8 protein-coding genes are annotated in these 12015 nt (G+C 59.9%); 5 read left to right on the top strand and 3 right to left on the bottom strand.

The genetic code is table 11. The annotated features are described in order from the left end of the window. Nucleotides 1-43 precede the first annotated feature (43 nt). The gene (locus CS919_RS00905) at nt 44-1369 is read left to right on the top strand and encodes an FAD-dependent oxidoreductase (RefSeq protein ID WP_099297332.1); all 1326 of its coding nucleotides are present in this window, start codon (nt 44-46) and stop codon (nt 1367-1369) included. Between the two features lie 104 nt (nt 1370-1473). Then, a complete protein-coding gene (locus CS919_RS00900; protein ID WP_099297330.1) occupies nt 1474-3681 on the top strand; it encodes a DEAD/DEAH box helicase in 2208 nt (735 codons plus the stop codon). Nucleotides 3682-3775: 94 nt separating this feature from the next. Here CS919_RS00900 and CS919_RS00895 read toward each other — a convergent pair whose 3' ends face one another. From CS919_RS00895 to putP, 3 genes are read right to left on the bottom strand one after another with little or no spacing between them, the layout of a single operon-like run. Next, nucleotides 3776-4258 (bottom strand): hypothetical protein, encoded by a 483-nt coding sequence (locus CS919_RS00895; RefSeq protein ID WP_099297328.1) that lies wholly within the window; start codon nt 4256-4258, stop codon nt 3776-3778. Between the two features lie 45 nt (nt 4259-4303). Beyond that, a complete protein-coding gene (locus tag CS919_RS00890; RefSeq protein WP_228073257.1) occupies nt 4304-4936 on the bottom strand; it encodes an HNH endonuclease family protein in 633 nt (210 codons plus the stop codon). Between the two features lie 53 nt (nt 4937-4989). After that, nucleotides 4990-6591 carry a sodium/proline symporter PutP gene (gene putP, locus CS919_RS00885; RefSeq protein WP_099297326.1) on the bottom strand — a complete coding sequence of 534 codons (1602 nt, stop codon included), beginning with the start codon at nt 6589-6591 and terminating at the stop codon, nt 4990-4992. A 141-nt stretch (nt 6592-6732) separates the two neighbouring features. Between putP and CS919_RS00880 the strand changes: the two genes are divergently transcribed. Genes CS919_RS00880 through CS919_RS00870 form a run of 3 tightly spaced genes read left to right on the top strand, consistent with a single transcriptional unit; the run spans nt 6733 to nt 12015 of the window. Continuing rightward, the gene (locus CS919_RS00880; RefSeq protein ID WP_099297324.1) at nt 6733-9816 is read left to right on the top strand and encodes a DEAD/DEAH box helicase; all 3084 of its coding nucleotides are present in this window, start codon (nt 6733-6735) and stop codon (nt 9814-9816) included. After that, on the top strand, nt 9813-10790 hold the full coding sequence (locus tag CS919_RS00875) for an SWIM zinc finger family protein (RefSeq protein WP_099297322.1): 978 nt from the start codon (nt 9813-9815) through the stop codon (nt 10788-10790). The genes CS919_RS00880 and CS919_RS00875 overlap by 4 nt, the downstream gene beginning before the upstream one ends. Beyond that, on the top strand, nt 10783-12015 hold the full coding sequence (locus CS919_RS00870; RefSeq protein WP_099297320.1) for a metallophosphoesterase family protein: 1233 nt from the start codon (nt 10783-10785) through the stop codon (nt 12013-12015). Before CS919_RS00875 ends, CS919_RS00870 begins: the two co-directional genes overlap by 8 nt.

Here is a 12015-nt window from a genome sequence, read left to right as displayed (position 1 = left end):
GGCTTATGTTTAAAGCACTAAGAAGCGATCAAGGTGGACAGCAATGAGCGACGTGGCGATCATCGGCGGAGGACTGCCGGGCCTGGCAGCTGCCCGCACACTCCGAAACGCGGGAGTGAGGTGCGCGCTGTTCGAAGCCTCGGATCAATTGGGTGGTCGAGCGCGCTCCCAGCACTTCGGGGACATCACCGTGGACAACGGTTTCCAGCTGTTGAACTCCTGGTATCCGTCCTTGAAAGAATTGCTCAGCAATGGCGAATACGCTGCGCTCAACCAGTGCAACTTCGAATCGGGATTTCAAACGCACACGTCGCAGGGCCAGGTGTTCATTGGTGACCCCGTCCGCACCCCACGTCTACTCGGTGAGCTGCTGAGCAAAAACTCCCGCTCAGCGATGAGCTTCCGAGACATCATGGGTCTGCGCAAGTGGTTCGGTTCCGAGCTGTCCCATCGTTCCTCGTTGGAGATGCGCAAGATCAGTGAAAAGCGGCGAGCCAAGGACTCGAAGGTGTGCGAAAGCCTTGATAAGTCCGGTGTGACCCGCCAGATGCGCACGGCGGCTGCGGACCCTGCGATGCGAGCATTCTTGCTGGACACGGACGGTGAGACCTCCGCGATCACGGCGAAGTGGGTCTTTGCCACCTTGCTGCGTGGAGCACCGACGGTTCCAGCGCAAGGCATGGGCGATGTGGCTAACCTGTTGGGGCGGAACACTGGCGTGATCACGGAGACGAACGCACGGGTAACCGCGCTAAAAACCAATCCGGGAAATTCCACGGAATCCGCTGGGGTGACCCTGCACTTCGGTGAGCATGACCGCACAGAGACCTTCCGCTATGTCGTGTTGGCTCTGCCACAGAAGATGGAAGCAGAATTGCTGGACCGACCAGTATTGCCTGCTCGGGGCATGGAAACGTTTTGGTTTGTCTCCGACGAGCCAATAGGAAAGCGGCCGGTCATCACCGTAGACGGCACCGGCAGGACACCGGTTGCCAGCGTGGCCGAACTCACCGCCGCAGCTCCCTCTTATGCGCCCGGCCGTCACCTCATCCAAGGAACTGTTGCTTTTGGCGGAAGCCAACGTGCGCTGCAGCCGGGAGCGATCCCCAACGAGGTGGAGATGCGCAGGTACATGGGCGAGATTCTGGACGTACCCACCAGTGGATGGGAACTAGTGACTCGTCAAAGAATCACAGATGTTTTCCCCGTGCTGACCCCAGAGCGTGCGGCGCATAGCGCCGAGGAGGATCTGGTGGTGGATGGTGGTGTCATCCTGGCCGGGGCACAACATGCCACTCCGTCCATCGACGGCGCCCTGCGTAGTGGGCAGCGCGCGGCCCAAAAGGTCATTGAATTAATGGGCTCATAGCTTAAGTGATCTAGCACTCACTTGGGGGCTGTGGGATCAGTTTGCTCACTCCCGGACGCTGCAAAATCGCTTTTAGCTGCGCAATCGCGTAGGGTAAGCAGGCAATGAGTGATACTGAAAACGTCGCCGGCGACGTAAACCAGCCGGTGGAAGACGATAAGTCGGTATCTCAGAACAATCTGCACGGTGAGGACAATGGCGCAAAGCCATTGGACGTGGTCGATGTGCTCGGGCGAGAACCCGAAGCAGTTGTGCCTTCTGAGGAAGCACACAGCACCACGGAGCATGTGAACGCAGGAGCATCTGAGAAAGCCGAAGAAGCTGAAGATGTCCAGGAGAAGGCCGATAAGGGCCCTCGTTTCGAGGGTCTGGGTCTTCCTAAGGAAGTCCTGGCAGCGGTGAAGAAGGTTGGATTCGAACAGCCATCACCTATCCAGGCGGAGACCATTCCAGTTTTGATGGATGGTCAGGACGTAGTGGGACTGGCGCAGACCGGTACGGGTAAGACCGCCGCATTCGCACTGCCCATCTTGTCCCAGATCGATCCGAAGGACCGCCACCCGCAAGCGTTGGTGCTGGCCCCAACCCGTGAGCTCGCACTGCAGGTCGCGGAATCTTTCCAGTCATTTTCTGAGCACCTGGGCGGCATTTCTGTGCTGCCTATCTACGGTGGTCAGGCCTACGGCGTGCAGCTGTCCGGGCTGCGCCGTGGCGCTCACATCGTGGTGGGCACCCCGGGCCGTGTCATCGATCACCTGAAGAAGGGCAGCCTGGATATCTCCAAGCTGCGTTTCATGGTGCTGGATGAGGCCGATGAAATGCTCAACATGGGCTTCCAGGAAGACGTGGAGCGCATTCTGGAGGACACGCCAGAGGACAAGCAGGTTGCTCTGTTCTCCGCGACCATGCCTAACGGCATTCGTCGCCTGTCCAAGCAGTACTTGAAGAGCCCCGTGGAAGTCACGGTCAAGGCCACGCAGCGTACCTCGGAGAACATCACGCAGGACTACCTGCTGGTGAATCACCGCGAAAAGCTGGACGCTTTGACCCGCATCCTCGAGGTCACTGAGTTCGACGCGATGATCATGTTCGTGCGTACCAAGAATGAGACCGAAGAGCTGGCAGAACGTCTGCGTGCTCGTGGTTTCAACGCTGCAGCGATCAATGGCGATATTGCCCAGGCGCAGCGCGAGCGCACCGTTGACCAGCTCAAGGATGGCCGTCTGGACATCCTGGTTGCTACCGACGTGGCAGCCCGTGGCTTGGACGTGGATCGCATCACCCACGTGTTCAACTACGACATCCCGCACGATACCGAGTCCTATGTGCACCGCATTGGCCGTACCGGCCGTGCTGGCCGTACCGGTCGCGCCGTGCTGTTCGTTACCCCTCGTGAACGACGCCTGCTCAAGGCCATTGAGCGTGCGACCAAGTCTCGCTTGAACGAGATCCAGCTGCCTTCCGTTGACGAGGTCAACGAGTCGCGCAAGGAAAAGTTCAACGATCAGCTGACTGAGTCCCTCGGTGACCCGCAGATGCAGGTCTTCCGCGAGCTCGTTACTCAGTACGCGGCTGCAAACGACGTGCCGATGGAAGACATCGCTGCAGCGTTGGCTACCCAGCTGCAGGCTGGCGAGAAGTTCCTGATGAAGGAGCAGCCCAAGAGCGAGCGTCCGCAGCGCCGTCGGGACGATGATCGTTACGGCGATGACCGTCGCAACGGTGGTGGATCTGCCCGCGACTTCAAGGAGCGTTTCAACAAGGAAGCTCCTAAGGTTGCGGATCGCAATGGCAACGAACTGGCCGTCTACCGCCTCAGCGTGGGACACCGCCAGCGCGTTCGCCCAGGTGCCATCGTGGGCGCTTTGGCTAACGAAGGTGGCCTGAACTCCCGCGACTTCGGACGTATCAGCATTTTCGCTGAGCACTCCCTGGTGGAACTGCCTGCGGATCTGCCGGAAGACGTGTTCCGTCAGCTGGATGACACGCGCGTGTCCGGTCAGCTGATCAACATTGAGCCGGATCCGGGGGCACCGAATGGTCGCCCTGCCATCCACCGAGATCGTGGTGACCGAGATCGTGGTGACCGTGGCGGTAAGCGTGGAGATTTCCGCGGCGACCGTCGACGCGATGGCGACCGTAACGATCGTCGTGACGACCGCCGTGGCGGTGGCCGTGGTGGTCGCTTCAACGATCGTGATGACCGTCGCGATGATCGCCGTGGCGGTGGCCGAGGCGGACGTTTCAACGACCGTCAGGACAACTTCCGCGGTGACCGAGGTGGACGCGGCCGTGGAAAGTGGGATCGCTAAACAGCGAATCCCCGCACAATAAACGCCCCGCACTTGGTGCTCGCTCTCGTGGAGAGTGGCTGCCGGTGCGGGGCGTTTGTGATGAAAGTGGACGCTAGATTACCATCAGGATCGCGATGATGACCCACAGCAGGTTGAAGATGCCACCGAACATTGCTGCTTGACCAGGCAGCTTAGTAGCATCGGTTTTCTGAACCGCGGCAGTTTCCTTCTCCGTGGCGGGGTCGTCAGCTGGCTGCAGCGCGTTGGCAGCAACCAGGCCCAGGCGCTGGCGAGGGATCACCAGGAAGACCAGCAAGCCCCATGCGATGACGGCCAGCAGGATGGAAGCGTGGAAGCGACCGTCCTTCAGGGCACCTTCAGAGGTAAACATGGCGATGACGCCCAGAACGGGCACGATGGCAGAAGCCAAGCCGTAGACGCGAGTGATCTTGTGCAGCAGGCGCAGAGTGCCTGCAGATTCGTTACCTGCAGTGACCTTGCGCAGTTGTGGGGCGAACATTGACGTGGCCACCATCACGGGGCCCATCAACATGATTGCTGCTATAACGTGCAGTCCGACAACAATTGTTTCCATACCCATACTCAATCAGAGTTGCCTGGCTTTGTCAGATCGGCACATCTACAGCCCACAGACATCCCGAGCTACTTGTGCGTCCGCCGAGCTGATGGCGAGGCGGTAGTGCAGCGCCACCGTGAGAAACTGCGAAACGTAGTGGCAGTGCCCGCCCGCTGGGGGAGGCAGCCATAGCCCTGGGGTGCTATCCGATTTGTCCTGGTTAATCGCCCCCGCCGTGGCCACCAAGTTGATGTCCACGTCATTAGCGAACCGGCGCCGCTGCTCTGCCTCCCAACTCCACGCGCCCATGTCCCACGCGGCAGCCAGGGGGTAGACGTGGTCGATCTCCATTGTCGACGCCAATTCCGTGGCTCCCGTGTATCCGTCCGTAGCCTCGGCAGGATTTTGCCTAGGCTGTGCACCCACTGCGGCCTGACGCAGGACGATGTCTCGGGTGTCCAGATAATCGCCGTCTGAGGAAAGCCGCATGGCCCATCCGTTGCCGAACTGATCTCGGGAGTAGCCCAGCACGCGCGGCCGATAGGCCACCACCTGCAGCTGGCTCAAGGCGGAGGCGACGGAGTTGGCGTCGGGAAAAGAGGACAAAGACCACGGCAAACGCACGCACGTAACCAACAACGAGGCGGCGATGACGGCATAGAAAAAGGCCCTCCGGCGATGGGCGCTGACGCTCAATAACAACACATGAGCATCAGACTCCGCCGAGGGGCCGAAGGTTCTTGGGGAGACTAGACGGTGCCAGCCTGGCGAACCTCGTCGGACTTCGCAGCTTCCTCGAAGTCCGTTTCTGGATCCTTCTTCGCAGCGTGGGACAGAGCCACGGCCTTGTCGAAGGTGGAGGTCACTGCCTCAGAAGGCTCCTTGGTGGCGTAGGTGACAATCACCATGGCGATGATGTTTGCTGCCACGCCAGGGATCATCTCGTACAAACCAAATGGCTTGTCAATGATGCCGAAGGTTGGAAGACCGCCCCAGATGAACGCCACGACCGCACCAGCGAACATGCCGGCTGCAGCGCCTGCAGCGTTGAGACGGCGCCAGTACAGCGCTCCGACCACGATAGGACCGAAGGCCGAACCGAAGCCAGCCCATGCGAACTCCACCAGCTTGAGGATGCCGGAATCTGGGTTCCACGCGATCACACCGGCCAGCAGAGCCACGACGATCACGGAGACGCGGGACAGGTTCTTCAGGGAAGAGTCGTCGGCATTCTTGTTGATCAGGCCCTTGTAGATGTCTTCGATCAGCGCGGAGGAAACCACCAGCAGCTGGGAGGAAACGGTGGACATGATCGCAGCCAGCACAGCGGTCAGAACCAGACCAGCAATCAGTGGGTGGAACAGGATGCGTCCCATATCTAGGAAGATTGTCTCGAAATTCTCTTGGTCAGTGATCGCGATGCTTGGATCCATTCCGAAGAATGCAGGTCCGATGATCGCCACGGCGATGGCGCCGATCAGGCACAAGAACATCCAGGTCACGCCGTAGCGCATGCCGGCCTTGGCATCCGATGGGGTACGCAGTGCCATGAAGCGCACGATAATGTGTGGCTGGCCGAAGTAGCCCAAGCCCCATGCGAGGTTGGAAACGATGGCCACGAAGCTCACACCGGTGAACAAGGAGAACCAGTGTGGGTTTGGCTCGATGGTGCCCACGCCGTAGGCATTCTCGGTCTGGTAGGTCCAGATGGCACCGGGATCGCTCATGTGCAGCAGGGCCATGATTGGCACCAAGATCAGCGAGATGAACATGATGATGCCCTGGACGGTATCCGTGTAGGACACAGCCAAGAAGCCGCCCACGAAGGTGTAGGCCACGGTGACCGCAGCCACCACGATCAGGCCGGTGATGTAATCGCCCTCGAACGTGGACTGGAAGTAACGACCGCCAGCTACCATGCCGGAGGAGACGTAGAAGGTGAAGAACACCAGAATCACGATGCCGGCGATGATGCGCAGCGTATGGGTGCGATCGTTAAAGCGGTTCTCGAAGAACGAGGGCAGGGTGATCGAGTTGTTCGCGACCTCGGTGTAGGCGCGCAGACGTGGGGCGGTCAGCCACCAGTTCAGCGTTGCACCCACCAGCAAGCCCAAAGCCATCCAAATCTCAGAGAAGCCGGAGACATACAGGGCACCGGGGAGACCCATGAGGAGCCAGCCGGACATATCCGAGGCTCCGGCCGACAGTGCGGCGGGGAAAGGGTGAAGATTGCGTCCGGCGAGCATGAAATCTTCGTACTCGTCAGTTTGCTTAAAGGAATACAAACCGATGAGGAGCATAGCGATCAGATAGATCACCATGGCTATGACAAACCATGTTAAGTCTGACACGTTCTTGACACTCCTTGAATCGTCAATTGCGCAGCAGCTGAAAATTCCCTGTGTGGGGTTCAGCTAACTCCAATGAATATGTGTGCCATCCCACCGTAGCTAAAAGAGACTGCCGTCACAGCCACATGGTAAAACCGACACATGGAATTCGACTGTCGGCTGCACATCTTGTTGCCGCCTCAAGGCGGCGTGCACTTATGGGTCGAACGAGTGGCCGGACACGTGGTCATCGCTGATGCGGGAGATCTCACTGAAACCGACTTGCCTCGCGAGGTGCTTCGATTGGTGCAGGTCAGGCCTTTTCGTCATCGGGGATCGGTGAGTCTGGCCACGCCGAAGGGCAAGCTGAAGAAGATTTCTGTGCCCACCGTTGCGTATACGCCAGAGCAATCTTTGGCGGTTTTGCATCAGTTAAATGAGTGGGCCGTAGAATCGGTGGAAAATAATTCTGAGAATTTCTCCGATGCGGGCGTGGTGTGGGGCGCAGACGTTCAATTTCTTCTTACTTTGTATCGTTTGGCGTTCGATATTGTCCGCGCCGGCCGTGTGATGCTGCGGATGGATCGGGTGGATCAGGAATGGATGCCGCGATGGATGCCGTCCACCGCAGGCTCCCACCACGGAGTGATCCAGCAGCTCCGGGAACGTGTGCCGCAGGTGCTGGAGCTCAACGGCAGTAGCGATGTGGTGGGGGATGCCGTTGATGAGCTGGTGCATTGGATGACCGTGCGCATCCTCCGTGACCACTTGGGGGCCAGCGACGAGATCGATACTCCGTTCATGCGTGCAATCCTTGCGGGAAAGCCCGCGCGCCGGGTGACAGCAGACACGGTGTCCATGCTGAATCGGTGGCGAGTCTCCGCCGCCGACGCCGCCAGCAACGTGGTCCTTATTCTTTCTTCTCCTTCCGACGCCACACTCGCCTCCTCCGGCCACTCCGAGACCCTCGCCCAGTTGGATGCTGACGAGGTGGACCTAGACGACGTGCGTTGGCGCTTGGACATTGGCCTGAGCATGAATGACGGGCCAGTCGAAGTACTAGTCCCCGCGGAAGTGACAGAAGCACAGTCCACGCGCCTCTACCGCGCGCTGAGCCACATGCGTGCCTCGTGGACGCCGCTGGCGGAGATGATTGCGCCGGTGGAGCAGTGGTTTGCCACCGGCGTGTGGCAGCCGCAGCTCTATGCCACCCGAACGATATCCCTGGCGCTGACGATTCGCCAGGTGGAGCAGCTTCTAGCCGAGGGCGTGCGGACCCTGCGCGGAGCAGGAGTACAAGTGATGGTCCCCCGTGGTTGGACCAGGGCGGTGCCCCGGGTGAACGTAGCGGTCAATCCCGTGGGAACCGGACCGGGCTCGGGCAAGCTGGGGATGGACCAGCTGGTGGACTTCGAATGGGACGTGTCCGTAGAGGGCGCCAGCCTGAGTGAAGAAGAACGACAAGGGCTATTGAATTCCGCAAGCAATATCGTGGCGGTTAACGGGCAATTCGTATTTCTAGACACCAGCTCTCTGACTCGTGCTCGCGGGTGGATCGAAGCAGTGCGGAAAAAGCAGGAAGGGGATAAGGACTCGGAGGAGTCCACCGACGGCGAATCCCAGGTGACACTGCGGGACGTGATGGAGGCGGACGCCTTGGCGTCGGACTTCCAAGAAAAAAACGGCGACCACCACTTCCGAGTGGAGGCTGGCGGATGGATGCAACGGCTGATGTCCGACCAACCCGTAGAGCCACCGCAGTCGGTGACGGTGCCGGACACAGTGGTCACGACGTTGCGCGATCATCAGCAGCGCGGCGTGAATTGGCTGGCGTGGATGAGCCAGCACCAGCTCGGCGCGATTCTGGCCGACGACATGGGTCTGGGTAAAACGCTGCAGATCTTGACACTGCTGGCATGCGAAAAGGCCGCGGGAAAAGCCGTCGACCCCATGTTGGTGATCGCACCGACTAGCGTCTTGGAATCCTGGCGCAGGGAAGTGCAACGGCATACGCCGTCACTGACCGTGCTGGTGGACCACGGTTCCGTTAAGGTCGCCGATGCGGAATTCGAAGAGAATGCGCGGAGCCACGATGTGGTGGTGACCTCGTATGGAACGGTCTCGCGGAATCCGGAGCGCTACCAACAGCTGGAATGGCACCGGGTGGTTGCCGATGAGGCACAGAACATTAAGAATCCGGGAACCAAGCAGTCCAGGGCAGTGCGGAGTTTGCACGCTCGAAATCGGATCGCGCTGACAGGAACGCCTGTAGAAAACCGGCTCTCGGACTTGTACGCGATCATGGACTTCGCCAACCCGGGCATTCTGGGCAGCCCCGCGGCATTCCAAAACCGGTTGGCTATCCCCGTGGAGCGCTACCAAGACGAGGCCGCGCGGGATCGTTTACAGCGCGTGGTGCAGCCGTTTGTATTGCGTCGACTAAAAACCGACGAGGGAGTGGGCCTCAACCTGCCCACCAAGCGCGACCACGTGGAATTGATCCCACTGACCAACGAGCAGGCCGCGCTGTACAAGGCGTACACGGACAACATGGAACAGAAACTGCGGGACCGGGAGGAATCTCGACGCGGGCTAATCCTTGGGGCTTTGGTCAAAATCAAGCAGATTTGCAACCACCCCGCGCACTTCGCCGGGGATGGTTCCGCGCTGTTGCGGTTGGGCAGGCATCGCTCGAACAAGGTCAAGCGGATGTTTGAAATCATCGACGAGGCGCGAGCCTCCGGGCGCAAGGTGCTGGTATTTACGCAGTTCCCGTCCTTTGGGCGGATGCTGATTCCGGAAATGAACCAGCGTTACGAGGTGGACGTGCCCATGCTGCACGGCGGGCTGACACGTACTGCGCGCGTGAAGATGGTGGAGGATTTCCAATCTCCGGAAGGGCCGCCGATCATGGTGCTGTCTGTCCGTGCGGGTGGTACCGGCATCACGCTGACGGAGGCCTCGGTGGTCATCCACATCGACCGCTGGTGGAATCCGGCGGTGGAAGACCAGGCTACGGACCGGGCGTATCGCATCGGGCAGGATAAGGACGTCACCGTTTATAAGTTGGTGTCCAAGGGCACATTGGATGAGCGCATTCATGACATCATCGTGGGTAAACGAGAGCTCGCCGGCGCCGTGATTGGGGCGGGTGAGGGCTGGATCGCCAACCTGGACGATGCCGATCTGCGTGAATTGTGGAGATTGAAGTCCGCATCCGAAGAGGCGAGCGAGGGGCAACCATGAGTGAGAAGAAAAAGGGACGTAAGTACGCCACCTGGGGTGACAACGTTGTCCTCGCAGATTTTGGTGCCCGACGCAGGCGCGAAATGGCCGCAGGAAAAGCCGAACCAAAGTTTCCCCATCGGGACACGGAAAGTTGGGCGGCGAACCTGCTCATGGAAGCAGTGGCGGAGAACGCGGACTCGGGAAGGCTGGCGCGTGGGCGCGAGTACTACCGCGCGGACAAAGTGCTGGGTGTCGAGCTACTGGCCAACATGATTAGCGGGCTGGTGGCGGGCACGCAATTAGAGCCTTTCGATGTCACTGTGCGTCTGCGGCCGTTGGGAGATAGGCAACGGGAGTTTGTGAAGCAAGAACTGCTGATGGATGCCTCGCACATGCGCAGCTTGGCCCGAGGTAGCGCGCCGGGCGATGACGTGGCGTCCATCCTGTTGCGCCGGGATCACATTGGGCAGCTTTCCTGTACCTGTCCGGACAAATCTGCGGTGTGTAAGCACGTGGTCTGTGTGATGTACGCGGTGTCTGCGCGGTTGACTCGCTACCCGTTGCACATTCTGCGTCTGCGGGGGATTGACCCGGCGCCGTTGCTGCAGCAACTGGGGCAGGCAGATCATGCGGCGGGAGTGGTGCCGCTGGCACGCGGTGCGGAGACGGAGAAGCAGCAATATTCACTGAAGACAGATGCTGCGGATGAAACCCCGGAGATCGTGGACACGAAGGCGTTTTGGGGCGAGGGTGCTGACGATGTGACCTGGGAGCCGTTCGCAGAGGAGTGGGGGATGGAAAAGGGCGACGAGCAGGCGTTAATGGGTGCACTGCGGACTGTGTCCTTCACTGGCGTGGATCAGCTGTATATCCGCCATGAGCTGGAGCGATGCTATGAGACGCTGACTGATTCACAGCTGGTGTTCGATAATCCCCCGTGGAGCGAGGATCCGCTGTCTGGGCTGGATGCTAGAAATGGTCAGCATGACTGAGAACCAAGGCGCTACCGCCACGTTCCGCTTCCTCCACACCTCCGACTGGCAGCTGGGTATGCCCACGAAATACCTAGATCATGAAGCCCGCGCTCGTTTCGCCGAGGCGCGCCTCGCTGCGGTGGAAAAGCTGTTCGCGCTAGCAGTTGAGCGTGAGTGTGAGGCGATTGTGGTGGCAGGGGATGTCTTTGATGACAACCTCCTGCGCCCCGAGGTGTACCGCCGCGCCATGGACGTGCTGCGCCGCAGTCCGGTTCCTGTGTTCTTGTTGCCGGGCAATCATGATCCATTCGACGCCGCCAGCATCTATCGCAAGCCCGAGTTTGCAGAGCTCGCAGAAGGCAGCGGCAACGGTGCTGCCGTGGTGGTGCTGGATGACAGCGCTCCGCGCGTAGTTCGAGACAGTGAGCAGGGTCGCGTAGAGATTGTGGGGGCTCCGTTGTTGACGAAGAAGCCCAACGAGGATTTGGTGGCGAAGGCTATTGCCGAGTGTGCACAACGGGATGATGAAGCTGACATCCGCGTACTGGTGGGACACGGAAATGTGAGTTCCTTCGGCGACGTACTTGACCTGAGCCAGATTGACGTGGCCGCCGCGGAGCGCGCATGTGCAGACGGAGTCATTGATTACGTGGCCCTCGGGGATACACACTCGGCGATGAAGCTGGGCACCGAAGGGACCGTGTGGTACTCGGGAGCGCCCGAAGTCACGGCGTTTCTGGAGCCACACGGGGGAGGCGAGAACAATTCCGGAAAGGCACTGGTGGTGGATATCACCGCCGGTGATGGCTCCGACGCAGCCGAAGTACAGGTAGAAGAAGTGCATGTGGGCCAGTGGGCGTTTATCGCACTGGAGGCGGAGATCAATTCGCGGGAAGATGCGGAGGCTTTCGTCGAGAAATTGAACGATCTGCCGCACAAGCGCACCACAGTGGCGAAGTACGCGCTGCGGGGGACGGTGGACTTGGACACTGCCGCGTGGATGGACGAGCAATTAGCAGATATTTCACTCGGATTTGCGCGGCTTTACGCGCGAGAACGGCTGATGGACTTGCACGTGGTACCGGAGATGGATGAATTGGCCGAGGCCAATTTTGGTGAAGGATTCGTAGATGCGGCAGCGAGGGAACTGCTGGAACGCGCGCGCAATGAGGAGCAGGCGGCATCGGATGCACTGCGCTTGCTGTACCGGCTGAGCTCATCTGTGCGAAAGGAAGGTGCATGA

Source organism: Corynebacterium dentalis, assembly GCF_900232865.1.
GTDB lineage: Bacteria > Actinomycetota > Actinomycetes > Mycobacteriales > Mycobacteriaceae > Corynebacterium > Corynebacterium dentalis.
This window is presented reverse-complemented; position numbering and strand designations above follow the sequence as displayed.

Excerpts from the sequence above, each read along its gene's own strand:
- CS919_RS00905 (WP_099297332.1), top strand. The coding sequence starts at position 44 with ATGAGCGACGTGGCGATCATCGGCGGAGGACTGCCGGGCCTGGCAGCT.
- CS919_RS00880 (WP_099297324.1), top strand. The coding sequence starts at position 6,733 with ATGGAATTCGACTGTCGGCTGCACATCTTGTTGCCGCCTCAAGGCGGC.
- CS919_RS00875 (WP_099297322.1), top strand. The coding sequence starts at position 9,813 with ATGAGTGAGAAGAAAAAGGGACGTAAGTACGCCACCTGGGGTGACAAC.
- CS919_RS00895 (WP_099297328.1), bottom strand. The coding sequence starts at position 4,258 with ATGGAAACAATTGTTGTCGGACTGCACGTTATAGCAGCAATCATGTTG.
- CS919_RS00870 (WP_099297320.1), top strand. The coding sequence starts at position 10,783 with ATGACTGAGAACCAAGGCGCTACCGCCACGTTCCGCTTCCTCCACACC.
- CS919_RS00900 (WP_099297330.1), top strand. The coding sequence starts at position 1,474 with ATGAGTGATACTGAAAACGTCGCCGGCGACGTAAACCAGCCGGTGGAA.